The organism is Bradyrhizobium oropedii, assembly GCF_020889685.1.
Lineage (GTDB): Bacteria > Pseudomonadota > Alphaproteobacteria > Rhizobiales > Xanthobacteraceae > Bradyrhizobium > Bradyrhizobium oropedii.
In genome coordinates, this window is the sequence record NZ_JACMYO010000173.1 from 1 (window position 1) to 18,389 (window position 18,389).

Below are 18,389 nucleotides of genomic sequence, written 5' to 3' on the forward strand. Positions count from 1 at the left end.
TGCTATACTTATGGTACCTAGCCTCGATGAGTGCATTTTCAAGCTGCGAAATAAGGTGCGCATCCTCGGAAAAAGGGGGGTCTATCGCGTCGGCGCGGCTTGCAACGGGCGCGACTCCGCCCGCCGACTGGAAGGCCCGGAGATGAGCTAGTGCCGTAAGGACGCCCCGCTCCCCGCTGTCGCTGAACTCCTTGGCATCTTTATCCAGCGACTTGTCGTCAACCCGAGCGGCAATTCCCGGCTTGTTGTTTGCAAAAAGCCACTGGGAGAATCTGCGAAGAATCCTTGCATTCTTCTGGGCGTTGATCTTCTTGAATTTATCGTGAATCGGTGCATCCTCAAGCCCCGAAATAAGGTGCGCATCCTCTGAATGAAAAGGGGGCGGACTGAGTTGGCTCGCTGCGGCCCGGAGATGATCCAGTGCGGCGCGGATCGCTCTGTGACCACCGGCGTCCTTATAGCGCTTGGTATCTTCGTCCAGCGACCTGTCGTAAAGCCGAGCAACAATGCCCTGCTTGTTGTTTTCACGCAGGTAGTAACTGAAATCGGTGATAATAGTTGCATAGGTTTTGGCGGTATCTGTGCCTACTTCTTTTTTGTACTCTTTGATGAGGGCCGCGTCCTCGGGATAAGGAGTTAGGTCAACGCGGCCTGCGATCGGCAAGACTCCGCCCGCCGACTGGAAGGTCTTGAGATGACCTAATGCGGTAAGGAGGTTGCGGGCATCACCGTCTCCCTTGAACTCCTCGACATCCTCGGTCAGCGACTCGTCGTAAAGCCGAGCAGCAATGCTCTTCTTGTTGTTTGCAAAGAGCCAGCGGCCCAAGCTGAGAAGATAATCTACATTGCTTTTGGCGGTGCTCTCGGCGGCCCCACCCCTGAGGAGCGCCTCCTTAAGCCCCGAAATGAGGCGCGCATCCTCCGAATAAAGGGGGTGGGTGCTGCGACCCACGTAAGCCGCAGTTGAGTAATCCGGCTGCAGCACCGAGGCACCTAACGGCGACCCATCGCCTCCGCCATGCGGCACTGGGCTGTATTCGTGCCGGCTCCCCTGCATCATCGGCTGCGCCTTCGATGGCGATGCACCCATTTGCGGACTGTTTAGGATGCTCTGCCTCTTCGCCGGCCTCGACTCCGCCATGTCATGCTCATCGTTGTTGAGCACCTCCTCGCCTGGCAGGAGATTGCTCCTGTCAGGTGCATCCACCAGCTCATCCGGGGCCCACTGGTGGTCGTGGGCCGAGTTCAAGCGGTGAAAGGAGTCTCCGGGATCCGGCGCTTGGTGTCGGCGCGCGGTTAGCTCGAGAGGCGACAAGGGGCCGGCTTCGTCCATCACCTGCCGAAGCAGATCCTGGTCGTAACCTTCCACAGAAAGCACCGCTGGCGCATTGATAGCTCCCTCCGGCGCGCTGTGCTGCGCAGTGGTATCCCCGACGCGGCTTGGCTCCATTAAGACCGTGTCTTCCGGATCAGGAACGGGGGGAATATTGTGCCTGATCTCCGTCGCCCGGCCCCCCGCCTGCGACTTCCGGAGGTGAGCCAGTGCGGTTGCGATCTTCGGTTTGCTACGAGGGGAGGCCTTATAGCCCTCGACATCTCCATCTAGCGACCTGTCGTAAAGCCGAGCAGCAATGCCCTGCTTGTTGTTTTCACGCAGGTACTGACCGAAACTGCCAAGAGCACGCGCATATTTGTTGGCGGAATCTCGGGAGAACCCGTTCGCAATCACGGCTGCTTTGTACTGTTTGATGAGGGCCGCGTCATTGGGATAAGGATTCAGGGCGGGGGGAGCTACGATTAGCGCGAGTCCGCCCCCCGACTGGGACGCCCGGAGATGAGAGAGTGCTGTCTGGGCGTCCACCCCTGTTCCTGAACTCCTTGACATCTTCATCCAGCGACTTGTCGTAAAGCGGAGCAGCAATGCCCTGCTTGTCGTTTTCAAAGAGCCAACGCCCAAATCTGAGAAGGCAATCTACATTTTTTTGGCGGTGATTTCCTTGGCCCCACGCGCGATGAGTGCCGGCCTCAGCCCTTCGATAAGGGGCGCATCCTCGCTATAAAGAGGGCGCTTGCTGCGACCTACCAGGACCCCAGTGAACTGACCCGCCTGCAGCGCCGAGGCGCCCAGCATCGCCCCACCACCTCCACCTGGGATGTATTCGCGCCCCCTCCCCTGCATCATGGGCTGAGCCTCAGATGGCGATGCACCGACTTGACGGATGGGGGCCTGCCTCAGCACGCGGCCGCCTGAATTGGCGATCTCGCTCAGCTGCCGCTCAAAGGCCGCCGCGTCTGCCGAGGGGGAGGCCGGTGAGCTCTCTTGCGGGCCCGCGCTGCCCGATCGTTGAAGAGCCCGGTCAGTCGAGTTGAAGTCCATCCGTTCTTACCTTCGAAAGTATAGGCCCATCTAAGGGTAGGCTCGGATCTCATGTGCTGGGGAATGGAGGCGGCAGATCGAGGACAATCAAGGCGTCAGCGTCAGCTGAGGATCCGGCTCGAGGTAGCCCCCCAGCAACAACCCATCGTTAGCGCCACACCACCAGACGACCCCTCCACCGCCCCGACATTGGCACTCCGATGTCCATTTCCATTGCAAGCAGTAATCATAATCGCCGTCTGGAGATCCGCACTGTTTTGCTAACGAGGGTAGCTGTCGAGAACCTGACGCGTCTCAGCAAGAATTCGCGGCTCGCGCATCCTCCAAAGGTGAGGGCTCATCGTAGCCATCTGGGGTCTCCTGTCTTGAGAGGGGTGGTGCGAAGACCAACATCCTCTCAGACAGGACATCTCAGTTCAGCAGGCTTGCCCCCATTCCGCGTAGCGGGTTCGTTCAATGGCGGGCGACATCAAATCGGAACGGTGGCGAGATCATTCCGGAATCGTGGGCGACATCGAGCGGAATCAGCACGCTTGGGCTCAGTCTTCTCCAAAAAAACCAGTGCGGTGTTGATCTACCGAAGTTGACGTCGATCTTGTCTCGCTCGTCAGCATCTTCGGTGACGCCCAGTTGCTCGACGAGCTTCTGTTTACGCGCGAAAAATTCTTGATGACTGTGGTCGCCGAACGGCCGAGACGTACGCGACAAGTGGCAAAAGGACATCGTGAGTCGAAATCACGAAGGATCAATCCGCGCACCTCGCAGAGAGAGGGTTAGCAAGGGAGGAATGATCGATCTGTGGAGGTGTCGCTCAGGAAGAGTGTACTTAGAGCCGCGGTGGGGATACATCAGCCGCAACTAAAGCGTGATGGCATTAGGTTCGATAGCCTGAGTTTTTCAGGTAGTTGGCGCATTCCTCGGATGTGAAGGCATCGAGTGCATGGCCGATAGCGGCGCAGACCGCGTCGACGGTTCGCGCGGCAGCCTTGCGGACGAGGTGCTTGAGCTTGGCAAAGACCTGTTCGATCGGGTTCAGGTCGGGCGAGTATTTTGGCAGGAAGAAAAGTTTGGCGCCGACCGAACGGATGAGTTGGCGAACTGCTTTGCCCCTGTGGCTGCCGAGGTTGTCCAAGATGACGATATCGCCGGGTCGAAGGACGGGCAGAAGCACCTTCTCGACATAGGTGCGAAAGCTCACGCCATCGATCGGCCCCTCGATGAACCATGGTGCATCGATCCGGTCATGGCGCAGGGCCGCCAGGAAGGTCATGGTCTTCCAGCGGCCGTGGGGAACCTTGGCGTGAAGTCTGCACCCGCGCGGCGCCCATCCCCGCAACGGCGCCATATCGGTCCTGGTCCAGGGGTGAGTAGGCCGGAGGGATTTCACCTGCCGGCCTCTCGCAGAACGGTGCGTGAACCTCTCGATTCACACCGCTCCCATCAGGCAAACGTATTCGTTCCGAACGCCTTCCAGTGCACAAACAGTCCTGGATTTTCCCGCGCCAGCTTTCTCACGAAGAGGCTGGCGCGTGTCTTATGGGACTGAAAGCGCTTGAACTTGCGCATGATCCACGCCCTGAGTTTCCGGTTGACGTAATCAGCCAGAGTGGACAGGGCCGAACGGCTGTAACGGCCGTAATAGGCTATCCATCCCCGAAGGAGTGGATTGAGCCGTTGGGCGATTTCAGCCAGCGTCCCCGGCGTTTGCCGGGGAATGTTCAAGCTTTTGATCGTGGCTCGCATCGACTTCATTGCCGTTGGGCTGGCCGCAGGCGTGTAGCCACAGAAGAACTCATCTCGCTGTGTGTTCGCCACGCGTCGCGGTCGGAACTGATACCCGAGGAAGTCGAACACGACATTCGGGTATTGCCCTTTACGCCTTTGGTCTTTGCAATAGACGATCTTGGTCTTTGTCGGATGCATTTGGAGCCCGCATGCTACCAGTCGAGCACCAAGCTCCGCCTTGAGGGCTTCTGCCTGCTGCTCATTCCGGCAATGCACAAGGCCATCGTCCGCATATCGACACCATGGAAGATCAGGGTGTGTCCGCGTCATCCACAGATCAAATGCATAGTGCATGAAGAGATTCGATAAGATCGGGCTGACAACACCCCCTTGCGGGGTACCGCGTGTGCGCTCGACCACTTCTCCGTTCTTCTCCATCGGCGCTGCCAGCCATCTTTCGATGTAGAGCAGAGCCCACTTGCATGTGACATGTTTCCTGACTGCCTTCAGCAGGAGATCGTGCGGAAGGTTGTCAAACAGCCCTTTGATGTCGAATTCCAGAACCCAGTCATACTTCCAGCACCGCTGCCGCGTCACGCCCACGGCATCCAGGGCCGATTTTCCTGGCCTGTAGCCGTAGGAGTCTGGAAGAAAGAGGGAGTCCAAATCCGGCCCAATCATCTGCTTGACCACCATCTGCGCGATCCGATCGCTGCGGTGGGCACACCCAAAACCCTGTCGCCTCCACTCTTCTTCGGAATGGAGACAGCGCGAACCGGCGGCGGGAAGTACGTCCCCGAGGACATCCGATTCCAGACCTTGTAGAGGTTTCCTGCAAGATCTTTCTCGAACATCTCCAGGGTCTGCCCGTCCACCCCGGCTGCACCATGGTTGGCTTTGACCGCTTTGTAAGCTTCGTACACTTGTCGTTTCGCAATTCGAAACGGCTTGTCTGTCGTACCTATCGAAGTCATCCTGTTTCCAGTTGTTTCAAACAATACAACCACCTGATCCGACCCCTTTGCTCCGGCCCCATTACAGGACCCTCAACGCTCATACGGGTCGGTCCGCCCCAGACTCCTGCATCGGTACTCTCGCCTTGCGGGTTTGGCCCGCTTGAGCTTCTCCCTTTGCATCAGGAGCCTGGTTCCTGCAGTTCCGCGTGAAAGCCTATGTCCAACTCACGCCCCCTCTACGCCGGTCGCCGCCCGCCCGGTCATCAGGCTTCTGGCGGACTTGTCCCAGGATGACGAAACGGTCCTGGTTTCGACGACACTTAAGTTCATAACGACGCGTTCTCAGAGGTTCACTTTCGTTCGTCTTTCGGACACCGACCTGCTCGGATCTCGTCCGAACTTTTCATCCGACGCTCACCACCACGGCTCTTTACCGCAGCAGCTCGGATTGGTTTGAGACCTGCTCCTGAAAGCCGATCCCGGGGGGCCGTCCCCCATCATTCACGCAGCTTTACGCTAACGGTCCTAGTTCATGTTGAACTCCTTCCGCTGCTCTGCAGCACACTCTCGTCGATGAAGACCAGCCGCTCAACTTCGACGCGACCTTGATACTTTGTCCACTGGGCTCGCCGCCGCGCGACCTCAGGCCGATCGCGTTCGCCAGCCGCCACGCTTTTTTTTGAAGCTGAGCTTCTCGGCATGCACGAAGTCCCACACCGAGTGGTAGTCGACCTTCAGGCCGCGACCGGCAAGCTCGGCAACGAGACCGCGTATGGTGAAATCGCCGTCCCTGATCCGCTGCGACAGCCAGACTGCGTGGCCTCCCGAAACCGCCTTCGGCTTGTGACCACCCATCTGGCCAGGCTCAACGCTGCCGGTCTCCTCGACCCGCTGCATCCAGCCGATCGCCGTGCTGATCGCCACCCCAAACTGCTTGGCCGCCTGATTGCGGGACATCCCGCCCTCAATCGCGGCTACGACACGCTTGCGAAGATCCAGCGAGTAAGGCTTGCCCATCCATACTGGCCTCCTTCCAGTCAGCATGGTGAATCAGAAACCGGCTGATTTGGGAATCCCCAATCGATTCAACCTGACCCCATCTCGCTCTAGCGGCGTGTTGCGCTGTCCATCCGAAATGGACATGATTGGCCGTGCAACCGCAGAGTTTTCACACGCTCGCCAAGCTGATTTACTGGCGTGAGCATTTGGGCGTTGTCGATGCCTGCGAGAGGCTGACACTCTCACCCGACGTCAGTTGTTCTGGACCTCGCGAGCGCTACGTGCCGGCCAACACCGCTTACATGACGGTCCGCAATCTGTCGCCGTCGACCCAACAACCCTATATCTATGCGATCGCAAAGTTTAGCCGCCATTTCGGCTACGCCCCGGACCGGTTGAGTTTCGAGCAGGTCCGCGCCTACCCCCGCCGCCCTGAGGCTATCCGTCGGCTGGTCCACGTTGGCCCTGCCAACGGCAGGCGCCCCCCAAGAGCGAAAGGCAACGCCAACGCGCGCCAGCGACATGGCCGGCGACGCAATCGACAAATTTGCCGACGGTGCCGCAATTCAGGCGAGTTAGCCAAACGCAAGCGCCAACTCGTCAAAGGTCCCGAGGAATTCCAGAAGGTCCGACGCGACCGGAACCGGAAATGAACCGATCGAGTTGATCCGGGGCCTAGTTGGGCAAATGTGGAGGGTAAAATGGCCCTGCACTTCAGGCGCGTCGACACGGGCGATCTGGAGATATGGATTGCAAGCAGCGACGACTATTCATTCGTTATCAGCAACGAGAGCCGAAACGGACCTAGGTTGCATGGAGAGCCGGGCTTTGTTGCGTCGTATCGCCCAGACTTCCTGAATAAGCCCGCGGCTCAAGTGGCCGGATCGCCCTTCGGCACGTTCGCCGAAGCCGAGCAGGCCTGCAATGCGTTCCTGCGTCGCCTCATTATTGAGGGATGACACCCGGAGGCTGGTCGAGCGCGATCTGAAAGGCGAAGAAGCAAATGGATGCGATCAAGACCGCGATCGGACGGCTGGAGCTAGCCCACTGGCTCATCGCCGCGGGCGCATTGTTGGTGATTGTCGGCCTAATCGGGCGTGCAGTCAGTCACAGGCGACGGCGCAAGGTCCAAGACAATCCCGCCGTAGCTCCGATTCCTGAGCAGCGTAACCAGCTGCCACCGTCGCCGGATCTTCTCGACGCGGGGCGACGAAGGGATCGGCCGGGACCGCCGGCTGTTTGAAGACCGGGCTGAAGAATAGCGTCGCCCGGAAGGCCAAAAAAGCGAAGTGCGGCAGCATCACTGGCTTGTAGCTTGCCACCGTCGGCGCATACTGAAGCAATGATCGAGCAGCGACCAGCTTTCTTGGCTTGTAAAAACCCCGGCACCGGCTGGAGGATCGATATTCTGTGGGCCGATGGCGAAACCGAAGTCATCAAGGGCTTTGTCACGGAGCACGACGCGACAAAGTGGATTTCTGAGCATTCGGCGACGCGGCAAGAAACCACGAGCCCACCGCGCTAGCGTGGTTTTTCCGAGGCTCCGAGGAGCGACGACGATGGATCGCGAGACGGAGGAACTGGCAAGTCAAGTCGCGGAATGCGCGAGAGAGGCACGCCACCAAGCAGCACTTTTACCAGAAGGTCCAGTTCGCGACGCCCTGCTGGAAAAAGCTAAGCAGTACGAAGCTCAGATCCCCGACGATCCAACGTATAAAACTGTTGTGCAGCGCTGAGGAAGACGCGACCAGCGGGTCCTTAAGGCCCGTCCGGATATCGCTTCCTGCCTGCCTGGGTCTCGGCAGCCTTCCCTTTTTTCTTCAAGGTGCAATTTCAACGAACCGCTCAGTCTGGCAATTGCCGGCGGCGATTTTGTTGCAGGCGCGATCGCCGTCATCATCGCGATGTACACTCCGGTTCCTTGTAGTCAAGCGAGATGAGCGGATCACCCTCACCTGGCCGCAGCATCACCGCCCGCCTAGGTGGAACGCCCAAAGGTCGATCCACCGAAAAATCTATCCCAGCAGCAAGACGCGCGTGCACACTGAATGCCGCCGAAGCGCTTCCCGAAATCGCCGGATCAGACATTAAGACCACGCGCAGGATGGAAATGCCACCAATCCGAAATTGGAAAGAACCGGTGTCTCCTATTCGAGTGAATTGGACGTTGTCGCTGCTGGCCAGTCTGCAACCTATGCTCATTTTTGCGGATGCTCGTCTGTAGGAGCGATCATACAGGGTTTGGCGAATTGACCAGTCCGTGGCGATCCACTCGATAACCTCGAACCATCTCTAGAAATATTGGCTAGCCTCCAAAACGCGATCAGCAATCCTGTCCGGAAAGCCGGAGCGTTCCTCCCTCGACAAGAAGCGTGGCAACAACCGCGGCAGGCTCAGTCATAATAGGGAGAGGCTGTAAGAGGTATGCTGGCGTCTCAGCGATCGCTATTTGCATCAGAGCCCCCCGGACCGACCGGGCTGAGCTACGAAGCCGAATTCGTCACGCGTGACGAAGAGCAAGTTCTTCTCGCGAACATAAGATCGCTCCCGCTCGCGCCATTCCAGTTCGGCGCATATGAAGGGAAACGCCGGGTGGTTTATTTCGGTCACAGTTACGATTTCACGCAGCAGCGTCTTGAACGCGCGGACGCAATTCCCGATTGGCTTCGGCCCCTCGCAAGCCGGATTGAAGACTTCGCGAAGCTCAGGCAAGGAAGTATCGCGCACGCACTCGTAACGGAATATGACATCGGCGCTGGCATCGGCTGGCACCGCGACAAGAAACAGTTCGATAAGGTTTTCGGATTGTCATTGCTATCGCACTGTCCATTCCGGTTCCGGCGAAGAGCCGGTGCGTCCTGGAAGCGTTTCACGCTCGATGCCCGACCCCGCTCCCTCTACGTCCTTGACGGTGAGGCACGCCGCGTCTGGGAGCACAGCATCGCGCCGGTCGATAGTCCGCGCTATTCGATCACGTTTCGGACAATGAGGCCTCCTGCCAGATTCTTCAGTCGGGCGGCGAACTCTTCGATAGCGCCGTCCCCTCAAAACCAAACCCGCCTGGCCCGAGGCTTTGGTGGGCGGAGACCACCCGGCCGCTCCAATCGAGGTCGCCTGCAGTGAAGGATGCTCCCGAGCTCGCGTCCGCAGATAGGCTTGTAAACAGGACAACAAGCCAAAGACCCGCGGATTGCGAATCCCTGCCCCGTGCTAAGCGCCGGGAACGACATGGGGCCGCCCAAAGATTCACGGCGGCAGGAGCAGTCTAGATGCTGATGACGAACGCAAGACAGCCGGCGATCCGCACGCTCCATGGTTGGGCGATCTGCTTGCTGAAGGAAGCCGGAGCCATCCGCGAATGCGAGGAGCACGGCTGGATGCAGGATCGCGCCGATCCACATGCGCGCGAGCGCGCCTTCGATCTGGCCCGCCTCGACACCTCGCCGGGCTTCTCGCCCGAGGAGATTCTCGCCGAGCGGCGTGATGTCCTGGCTTCGATCGGCGACACCTGCCCCGATTGCCCCGAACATTAGGCCCTCCCTGCCGAGCCTGCCATGGGACAAGGGCGGAGTGGGTTGGACGCTGGAACCCGGCGTTCCTTCTTGTCGGCGGACTGGGGTAGCCTCATTCCGATCCGGGCGCGCTGAGCCATGCCCGAACTCGCGGCGGCGCGATCACGTCTAAGCACACGTCGCGGACCCATGACCCAACCCGACGAGCGCACCATGTCCCCGCCGAGGTCGTCGCCGATCACTTCCTCGCAGCGACGATCGCCAGACAGAGCAGGCGCCACCTGTTCGACGCCCGCCAATTTTGTCGCAAACTCGCCATTGCACAGCAGCGCACGACGGTTGCCGCAGCCCGACAACCGCAGCGTTTCTCTTATTTATCTTTGCTGGCAAGGGCCGCGATCCGTTCAAGGCTTGAATGGGGCCGCAGGCATTTTTATTGCACGTTGTCATGAGCTTCGTCGTGACATGCTTCAGTCCACATCTGGAACACTGGCGTACGGGCCGGCCAGATCAAGATAGAGGCGTGTGCGGCAAGTGGAATGCGACGTGCGCGACCTGGCTGGTCGAAATATTCGGGCCAGGGATCGCGCTCCAGACGGGTCGAGGATGGCCAGGCAATTTACTCGGGAGAGGCCGGAGCCGGTCCTTGTTGCGGCAGACGAGCCCTTGACGAGCCGCGCCGTGTTGGGCGCAACGATCGGCAATATTCTCGAATTCTACGACTTCGGGACCTATAGCTTTTTCGCGATCCAGATCGGTCAGGCGTTCTTCCCGGCGAAAGATCCGTTCGCCAGCCTCATGATGTCGCTCGCGACGTTTGGCGCGGGTTTTGTGACCAGACCGATCGGGGCCATCGTGCTCGGCTCGTACTCGGATCGGGTCGGGCGCCGACCCGCGATGACCGTCAGCTTCGTCATGATGAGCGCCGCGATCCTTGTTTTGGCCGTTACGCCTTCGTACGAGACAATAGGAATTGCCGCTCCGTTACTGGCCATTTTCGCACGTTTGGTGCAGGGCTTCGCGCTCGGAGGTGAAGTCGGTCCGACGACCGCCTATTTGATGGAAGCGGCCCCGGCCGAAGTCCGCGGTCTTGCTGTCTCGTTTCAGCCTGCCAGCCAACAGATAGCTGCGACGGCCGGCGCGTTGGTCGGAGAAATACTCTCCCTCGCCATGACAAGCGAGGCACTCGATGCATACGGATGGCGGATCGCGCTTTTGCTCGGCGCCGGTACGCTGCCGTTCGGACTTTGGTTGCGGAGCGCCCTGTCGGAAACGTTGCATCGCCCCGAGGTCCCGCCTCCCGTCGCCCGGCCCGTAAGGAGATCGCCTGCCGCTCGCCGCATCATGAGCTTGGGGTTCGTCATCTTGGCCAGTTGCACGATTATCACCTACGTCACGGGATATATGACCACATACGCGCTGAACACCCTGCATGTTTCTGCGCCACTCGCTTTTGCGACCACGCTCATCAGCAATACCGTAGGAATAGCTGCCGCACTGCTGGGCGGTTGGCTCGCGGATCGGGCCGGACGCCGGCACATCATGATATGGCCACAGATCACCGCGTTGCTGATGACCTATCCGGTGTTCCTGTGGATCGCAGAGAGCCGCAGTGCCCTCGCACTTCTCGGAGGCCTCGGCGCGCTCAGCCTCATCGGAACGATTCCGTATAGCGCCTTCTATGTGAGTATGGCCGAAGGTTTGCCCAAGAACATTCGCGGTGGCGCCTTCGCGACGATTTACGCTTTTGCGATAGCGATCTTCGGAGGCACAGCTCAACCCGTCGTCGCCTGGCTGATCCACGTTACCGGGAACGCGCTGGCGCCTGCCTGGTACATGCTTGTCGCCAGCGCAGCCGGGCTCTGTGCCATGCTTATGATGCCCGAGACGGCACCGCCGAAAACCCAGAGCGCTGCGAACAAGCGAAGCCCGTGATAGCGCTGGATGCTGGACAATGTGATCAAGGGTCTTTCTCATCCCTCGCGCCGCCTCACGTCGTCCGGGAAGAATGTAGATCAGCTTGAGAGATACGGAACAACTGTCTTGAGGAAGCATTCGATTTTTGCAGGAGTATGTCTCGGTCGCGGATTGCTGAACTGCCCCTGCTGCGTCGAGCCGGCAGCGCTCGGATCATACCAGGTCGTCGTGCAAACGCGCACCTGTCAGGATCTGACAGCTTTACCGAAAATTCGCGGGCAAATCCGTGATTGGGGAAGGAACGGGCGGGCAATCCTCGCGACCGGCGACAATCGAAAGACCGATTGAACCCAGGCAGGCGTCACTGATTGCTGAAAAAGACCGGGCGAGAATTCAATCGGGCATCCCATCGGGCTCTGTTGCGCTGAAGCAGGAATTCCTGAAGGCGCCAGAATCTCGCACGGAGCAGCCAGTCGAGCTGCTCGTGAAGAGGAGCCTTGGTGGCCGGGCATCCCGACTCCGCGTCGTAGATTCCCCGGAGCACGGGGCAGCGTCTCTTCAGCTCCACCGCCCCTGCTCTGCTTCGTCTCTGGTTGTGAACTCGGCCTTGACTCGTCCAGCCGCTGCCAATGCGTAGCCTGAGGTGGAGAGTCCCCCGGCCAGCACCAATCATGTTCTTTTCTCGCTTTTCAGATTGGAGGATTGTGATAAACGGCTTCTCAACGGAGAAGATAAAGGGTCCTTATTGTTGCTTGACAGGAGCCACCAAACCAACAGCCCAAGTCCGGAAGCACTGCTATTAATGCCCGTGGTGCAATCTTGGGCTGCTCGGCGTCTACACTCGAGGGTGATGGATGAGCCGAATGTCATTGGGTCCTCCCGGCCCCGCGAGGGCTGTGTAGCGCTCGCCGCGAATGTCGTAGTGCTTTACCGGATGCGCCGCGTCCGGCAAGAGGCCCCAGCGGCCCAGCTTCGAGAGCATCGTGTCCGGGGCGGGTTGGGTGCCGTGCGAAAAGTCCTCGGGAACGGCGAATGAAGCAGCATAAATCTCGCGGACCGCGGGGGACGTCGTCTCAGCCCTGGCGGACGCCGGCGAGGCTTGCTCCATCGTCCGTCCAGGCAGCGCTGGCGAGGCCTGATTCCCCGGCCGCGCGCTGGGCGGCGGAACGTTTTCCGGTCGATATCCGAGACGAATGGCAGCGCCTGGCGGATTGAGTGGGGTGCTTCGCCTCATCGCCGCCGCGGGCACGAATAGCGCCGTGTAGCGGTCATTGTGAACCACGAAGCTGGCGGGTCGGCTGTCCTGGCTCGGCAGGACGCTGCTACCGTCAAGCGCAGCCGATGTGTGCTGGTCGCCGTGCCGCGAGTTGAAGGGACGAACGGCCTCTCCGAAATCCGGAGCCCAGGGATGGCGCGCGGTTGGCCCGAGAGAGGACGACGGGCCGGCATCTTCCATCCTCGCCCACAGCAGATCCTCATCGTAACCTTCCGCCGGAAGGACCACCGGCGAACCGACAGCTCGCCCGGGAGGCGACGGTGCGCCGGCGTCTTCCATCAACACGCGAGCAGCTGAATTGCCGGTCTCGCTCAGCTGCCGCCCAATGGCATCCCCTTGCGGATGACTTAGCGTCCTCTGCCTCTTCGCTGGTCTCAACTGCCCGGTGTAATCCTCACCCATGAGGACCTCGTGTCTTGACAGGGGGTCGCTCCCGGTCGGCTCGTTCGGAGCCGGATGGTAGCCGTCGCTCCAGCTGAAGTGACGAACCACTTCTCCGGGATCCGGTGCCTGGTGATCGCGCACGGTTGGCTCGAGAGACGATGCCAGGATGGTTTCGCCCATCATCCCTCGCATCAGACCCTGATCGTGACCTTCCGCAGTCAGCTCCTTTGGCCAACTCAATGCTTCCCGAGGCGCGCTGTGCTGCGCAGCGGCGTCCCCAATATATCTGGTGACGGCGTCTTCGTGATGAGGACCGTAGGCACTATGGTGCCCGAGTTCCAGCGCTCGGTCTTCGTCAGACAGATGAGGGTGGCAGCGGTCTGGAGGAACAGCCCCCCCTGCGACGGCAGCGGTATCAAGCTGCAGCACTTCATCCAAGTACGGCTCAAACTCCGCTTGCTGCTGCGGTTGTGCCACCGTGGCGTTGTAGGTCGCGAAATTCCGGTCGAATGGGTTGATGCTGTTAAATGGGTCCATGTTACCCTCCGTTTGGGGTCGGCTCGCAATCCTGAGCAGATAGTGTCGCTCTCTGGTTTTCGCTCTATCAGGATGAGCTTTCGACAACCTGACGGGCTTAGAGAATTAGATGAGCCAAATTGGCCAGCCCGAATGCCACACTCACTCGACGGACCGTGCCACGGGTGCCGGGTTGCATTTTTTCACTGGCTGGGCAGGTCGGAGCCGGCGCGAACAAATTCTATTTTGTGGAGTAGCATCATGAGGTCTGCAAAATCCTCGCAAAATAAAGTTTGCACTGAGCTGAGAGTGTTCTGGATGATGCTGTCCGGATGGTGCCCGAAGCGAGGCGAACCTCTTCGTTGAAGGATGCCTTGCCGACAAGGTCTTGACTCTGGCCGCAGAGGGTAAATCGACCCAGCCATCTTGGCACGTGTCGCGATGCGGACTGTGCAGGACTTCTTGCAGCTGCTACGGATGTGAAGGGTGACCGACGCGCGACATTTTGCGTACCGCCCTGGCGGTTGAACTGCTGCACTCGCAAGGCATCATCCATCGCAAACCTTGATTCCCCGTCGATGGTTGGTTCGTCGCGCGGCGAAGGCGCGGGATTAGCTGGTGTACGCAGGTTCGTGGTGCGCTCTCCTCCGCAGCGGTGGCAGCCGAGCGGGAAGCCCCCAAAACGTTGGCGGTCGGTCGCATTCCTTTCCTCACTTGTCAGCTTCTCGAAAGCCGCGCCTACCAGGATAAGGCCTGAAACGACCCATGCTCGAGGGGAACGGATGAACATCGATCCACCGGACACCGCAGAAGACTTCATCGAAGCTTACGATCTCCGGCGGCAGCAGCAGGCGCAGCCACAGCCCGGCGGCCTAAGCGCACAAACCGGCTCACCAGCACACCCGCCTCCGGATCAAGCGAACTTCGAGCAGCAGCTGAGCGAGCTGCGGCCAATCCACCGAGCATCAGATTCAGCTGCCGCGTTGATGGATTCCCGGATTGGATTGCCCTCGACCATGACGACGGGCAATCTGAGAGCGTGCGCCATCGAGGAAAGCGAGCGGTGCCCGGTCGCATCCTTTGTCAGGGGGCGCGCCGAACTTGCCGCATCGCTAACCGGAGCGAACGTTAAGGCGCTGAAGAGCGAGATCAACCTGGCTGCGCAGCGAGCAGCACAGTGGCCACGAACCACCGAATCTTCTGCCGGCAATGTCGACGGCGACCGCATTTTCGACGACGCGGTGGCATTATCGTATCTGCCGCTGCACCGCTTTCAGAACGAGGACATCGATTGTGAACACCTCCTGGACAAGGAGGTGAGTGCCATCGCGCATGTGCGTTCCTTAGCGGATTTGCGTGCTCACGCTAGCCCGCATGTTTCCAAGGCTGCTATCTGCTCGGACGACGAAAGGGAGGACGAAATTGATATGGCGCGCCTCGCTGCATGGCACACGCAAGGCCTTACAGACAGTGCTTTTGTGTCATTGTCCCAGGACCCCTCGCGACTGCGCCTTTCAAAGGACCACAGTGAGAATGGCGCGAACGCGATTGCAAAGAACGCTAGGAAGCTGCACACCTACACGGTACCAAGCGTCACCGCCTGGCCGATCAAAAAAATCAACGATATTCTGGAGCGTGGGCATGCTCCCGGAGATAAGGAGCTGCGAGATTGGGTGGGGGGAATACCGACCGAGGAGACCGAGGTCTTGTTTCTGGGCGGCAATCTAGCTGACTATCGGACAGCCAGCGTAGATAATCCGAACGCGGCTGACGCACCGCAAGATGGTCCGCCGATCAAGAAAGCAAGGGTCAGCTCCGATACGCCCGAGATGATGCCGGACTCTCGAACTCATTGCCACTCGGATTCCATTTCCAGTGCTGACCAGCTATCGACGCTGGTCGAATCCGCCGGGATGGCGCGCCGGCTTTCAGTAGGAACGCAGCGCGGACAAATCCGATCGGCACGCAACCCGGACCAAACCCACGATGATGGACGAACCGCCCCGCATTAGGAAAGTCCGAAGCGATCGAGGTTATTCCTCGGTTTCCGAACGACCGGGCCTCGCTTGTTCACATGCAGGCGAAGGGACTTGGCGATCTATTGATCGACTACGTGAGTTGGCGATCCCGTTACGTCGGCCAGCGCCCGCGAACCGTGAGCGTCGAGCCTGCGGCATGCGCGGACCTGCGTTGGGCCGCGCATTCGGACGCCATCGAGATTTTCCTGGAGAAGATGCGCAGGGGCGACGATCTCATGCCGCATCTTTCCATCGCGCCCCGCACCAGGGGATATGCACCGGCGGCTCGCGCCCAGAACGCTCCACCCGCCGATCGATGGTCCGACAAGGACTTCGTGCTGAACGCGATGGGTTATCATCACTTTCACCTCGGCCAGACGATCCATCCGCGCGGTCATGTCGACCGGACGAACGACTTGATCGTCGCCGAGGTCCATCGCGAAAAGTTTCACGTCATCGCGATCTTCGGTCATGAGGTATTCGATCACGATAGCGCCGAACGAATGCGCCTTTGGTCGGCGCACGATAAGGTTGCCTTTGGTGGGATGCTGCCCGGCTCGGTCGCTATATCCGCATTGAACACGACGTTCGGACACACGCTACACTCGGTTCACTACGCGAAGCAATGCGCGAAATGGATCCGGCGACTCGAGCCTTTGCTCGATGGCCCAATCTCGGCCGCCGGTCTCTATGCTCGGGATCATCCGCCACCACCGAGGCCGAAATTCTCTTGGACTTTCGATCATCTCGATTTTTTCATCACCGAAGAGGTCGAGCCTACAAATTTCGTGCTCATGCGAGGCTGGAATTAGGGCTCGACTCTGTTTTCGATGGTGAATCAACGGTCGGTTTGCGGATGTCACCCAGTGGCATCACACAAAACTACTGTTGCTGTTCCAGGCTGCCACAGCCTGCTACCGGTAGCCGCCGGAGCGACAATCCCCGATCATAGACGTGGCGCGAACGCAAAAATGAAGTGCCCCAATACGGCCTTCGCCGTGGGCTTCGCGGCGACGGTGGCCATCGCCCTGCCATTGCTGTGGATGGAGGCCCCGGGTCGATCCGGGTCAGATCGTGGCGGCCGTGTCGAATGGCGGCATTCCCATCTCGTCTCGCCCGCAAACACGACGGCTGCGGTCCCCACGCGCCCCTCCCCTCCGAGATACGCTCGTTGACGAAAGATCGGCAAAGGCTGAAGGCCTCTCAAGCTTTTGGCAGCCTGAGACAAGCACTACCGCCATTACCACCTCGGCAATGCGATGCGGATGCGGAGATCACGCCCGAGGACTCGCGAGGGGTTCAAGGAAAAGATTGTGCGGATGGCAGCGTCGCGCCTTCGCGTCCAGGTCGCGCCGCCTGTTGTCCGGTTTGTCGTGTCTCGGACAAGGAGATGTACGGCCGGCGTGGCCACACTCTCGATTAAGCCATTGAACAAAATGGAGAGCGGTTTATGTGGGGCGCTACCTGGCAGGGTTGGCACGTTCCTTGATTTTCTGTCTCTGCCAGGCGGGAGCTTCAGCTTCGCGCTTGCACTTGAAAAGGGGATAACAATGAAGGCCGACATATTAGCTTATGGTGTAACCGAATTAACTCCTGAAGAAGCATCTGCAACTTCGGGAGGAGTGTTTTGGGCGATCGTGGGAGTATTGGCGGGCCTAGCAGCATCCATTGCAGCCGGAGGCCTCCTCCCTGGAGGTAAATGAAGCCAAGAAAGAGAATGTGGTCCTCGTTTGTCGTGGGATGATGCCCGCTTCGGCGTTTGAACCGGAAGTCTACCAAGCGCGTCTTGGTCGGATGGAGTTGGAGCCCATCCGATCGAGCGCTCCTATGGCGCCCCCTGGACGCGCCAAGCTGGAGTTCCAGCGGGACGCGCTCACTGACAGATTCAGCTTGGGGGTGCTGCGGGAAAAGGCGAAGGTGGAAGTGAAGACGTTCCACGCTTTTCAAGCGCCTGGCAATTGGCATGACTCTTGTTTCTCTCTTTGCACAGCGGCAGGAGTCGCCGGCCGGAATCACTGATGGATACTCTCACTTGAAAAGGAGACAACAATGAAAACCAATATGTCAGCCTATGGTGTGACCGAATTGTCTCCTGAAGAAGCATCTGCAACTTCGGGAGGAATGTTTTGGGTGGCTCTGGGAGCAATTGCCAGAACTGTGGTGCTAGGAGCAGCCGCTGTAGCTGCATATTTCTACATGCCGTGGGACTGAACGGTCTCAGCTTCGTGCTTTCGTGCGAGCCTGAATCGTCACAATTGTGTGGACACCGGGCGTGCCCACCATGCCCCTCCGCGGCCGCAGGCAAGGTGACCTTCGGAGTGCCCTTCCCATGAGAACTCCGCGGGGCCAACCGTCTCGCACGCCGTAGCGGACGTCGAGACAGCCGTTTGACGCTCCGCGGGCAATTCATCGTCGGACTTACCCGCGAAGGTGACATTCGCCTCGAAGGTGACATTCGCCTCTTCGAAAAGATCATGACATCGGAAGGTCGCGGTCTGAACTGCACTCCCATTTCACCGGACATCGGCGTTAGCCGGAGCAGGAGCTAGGCCCAATCCTTAGGCATACGCCCATGTCCGACACGTTTCGAAGGTGGAAGCCGTCGCCGGCATTGCCCACCGGCCGCGGTTTACGACGGAGCAGAAGCTCTTGGTCGTGAACGAGACTAGATTGCAGGCGCTTGCTGGAAAAGGCGAAGTTGGAAGCCCC

14 protein-coding genes and 4 pseudogenes are annotated in these 18,389 nt (G+C 59.5%); 11 read left to right on the forward strand and 7 right to left on the reverse strand.

Annotated elements, in window-relative coordinates:
* The 5 genes and pseudogenes from H8A95_RS33695 to H8A95_RS33715 form a co-directional block, all read right to left on the reverse strand.
* Positions 1-1,861 (reverse strand): annotated as a pseudogene (locus H8A95_RS33695) (hypothetical protein); the annotation flags it as partial.
* A gap of 969 nt (positions 1,862-2,830) precedes the next feature.
* Positions 2,831-3,085 (reverse strand): hypothetical protein, encoded by a 255-nt coding sequence (locus tag H8A95_RS33700; RefSeq protein ID WP_229170074.1) that lies wholly within the window; start codon positions 3,083-3,085, stop codon positions 2,831-2,833.
* 166 nt (positions 3,086-3,251) lie between these two features.
* Positions 3,252-3,737, reverse strand: a pseudogene (locus H8A95_RS33705) (IS630 family transposase); the annotation flags it as partial.
* 80 nt (positions 3,738-3,817) lie between these two features.
* Positions 3,818-5,076 (reverse strand): annotated as a pseudogene (ltrA, locus tag H8A95_RS33710) (group II intron reverse transcriptase/maturase).
* A gap of 545 nt (positions 5,077-5,621) precedes the next feature.
* Positions 5,622-6,075: pseudogene (locus tag H8A95_RS33715) on the reverse strand (IS630 transposase-related protein); the annotation flags it as partial.
* A 128-nt stretch (positions 6,076-6,203) separates the two neighbouring features.
* Between H8A95_RS33715 and H8A95_RS44570 the strand changes: the two are divergent.
* The 4 genes from H8A95_RS44570 (at position 6,204) to H8A95_RS33735 (ending at position 7,793) form a co-directional block, all read left to right on the forward strand.
* Positions 6,204-6,710: a hypothetical protein gene (locus tag H8A95_RS44570; RefSeq protein ID WP_376711739.1), complete on the forward strand. Its 507-nt coding sequence runs from the start codon at positions 6,204-6,206 to the stop codon at positions 6,708-6,710.
* A 48-nt stretch (positions 6,711-6,758) separates the two neighbouring features.
* Positions 6,759-7,016 carry a hypothetical protein gene (locus H8A95_RS33725; RefSeq protein ID WP_229170073.1) on the forward strand — a complete coding sequence of 86 codons (258 nt, stop codon included), beginning with the start codon at positions 6,759-6,761 and terminating at the stop codon, positions 7,014-7,016.
* A 383-nt stretch (positions 7,017-7,399) separates the two neighbouring features.
* Positions 7,400-7,582, forward strand: coding sequence for a hypothetical protein (locus tag H8A95_RS33730; protein WP_229170072.1), 183 nt, complete (start codon positions 7,400-7,402; stop codon positions 7,580-7,582).
* Between the two features lie 34 nt (positions 7,583-7,616).
* The gene (locus tag H8A95_RS33735; protein ID WP_229170071.1) at positions 7,617-7,793 is read left to right on the forward strand and encodes a hypothetical protein; all 177 of its coding nucleotides are present in this window, start codon (positions 7,617-7,619) and stop codon (positions 7,791-7,793) included.
* A gap of 718 nt (positions 7,794-8,511) precedes the next feature.
* On the opposite strand, the gene H8A95_RS44250 is transcribed toward H8A95_RS33735, so the two are convergent.
* Positions 8,512-8,769 (reverse strand): hypothetical protein, encoded by a 258-nt coding sequence (locus tag H8A95_RS44250; protein WP_312001439.1) that lies wholly within the window; start codon positions 8,767-8,769, stop codon positions 8,512-8,514.
* Between H8A95_RS44250 and H8A95_RS33740 the strand changes: the two genes are divergently transcribed.
* The 3 genes from H8A95_RS33740 (at position 8,650) to H8A95_RS33750 (ending at position 11,504) form a co-directional block, all read left to right on the forward strand.
* The gene (locus H8A95_RS33740) at positions 8,650-9,180 is read left to right on the forward strand and encodes an alpha-ketoglutarate-dependent dioxygenase AlkB (protein WP_312001437.1); all 531 of its coding nucleotides are present in this window, start codon (positions 8,650-8,652) and stop codon (positions 9,178-9,180) included. The two genes, H8A95_RS44250 and H8A95_RS33740, sit on opposite strands and share 120 nt — an antisense overlap.
* A gap of 146 nt (positions 9,181-9,326) precedes the next feature.
* Entirely contained in the window at positions 9,327-9,590 is a 264-nt protein-coding gene (locus tag H8A95_RS33745) for a hypothetical protein (protein ID WP_229170070.1), read from the forward strand.
* 585 nt (positions 9,591-10,175) lie between these two features.
* Positions 10,176-11,504, forward strand: a complete 1,329-nt coding sequence (locus H8A95_RS33750; protein ID WP_229170069.1) for an MFS transporter — start codon at positions 10,176-10,178, stop codon at positions 11,502-11,504.
* Positions 11,505-12,321: 817 nt separating this feature from the next.
* Here H8A95_RS33750 and H8A95_RS33755 read toward each other — a convergent pair.
* Positions 12,322-13,683, reverse strand: a complete 1,362-nt coding sequence (locus H8A95_RS33755) for a hypothetical protein (protein ID WP_229170068.1) — start codon at positions 13,681-13,683, stop codon at positions 12,322-12,324.
* Between the two features lie 761 nt (positions 13,684-14,444).
* Between H8A95_RS33755 and H8A95_RS33760 the strand changes: the two genes are divergently transcribed.
* The 4 genes from H8A95_RS33760 to H8A95_RS33775 all read left to right on the forward strand — a co-directional run bounded on the left by H8A95_RS33760 (position 14,445) and on the right by H8A95_RS33775 (position 17,891).
* Positions 14,445-15,674 carry a hypothetical protein gene (locus tag H8A95_RS33760; protein ID WP_229170067.1) on the forward strand — a complete coding sequence of 410 codons (1,230 nt, stop codon included), beginning with the start codon at positions 14,445-14,447 and terminating at the stop codon, positions 15,672-15,674.
* Between the two features lie 62 nt (positions 15,675-15,736).
* Positions 15,737-16,492, forward strand: coding sequence for a hypothetical protein (locus H8A95_RS33765; protein ID WP_229170066.1), 756 nt, complete (start codon positions 15,737-15,739; stop codon positions 16,490-16,492).
* A 591-nt stretch (positions 16,493-17,083) separates the two neighbouring features.
* Positions 17,084-17,383 (forward strand): hypothetical protein, encoded by a 300-nt coding sequence (locus H8A95_RS33770; RefSeq protein ID WP_229170065.1) that lies wholly within the window; start codon positions 17,084-17,086, stop codon positions 17,381-17,383.
* Positions 17,384-17,729: 346 nt separating this feature from the next.
* Positions 17,730-17,891, forward strand: coding sequence for a hypothetical protein (locus H8A95_RS33775; RefSeq protein ID WP_229170064.1), 162 nt, complete (start codon positions 17,730-17,732; stop codon positions 17,889-17,891).
* Positions 17,892-18,389 lie beyond the last annotated feature (498 nt).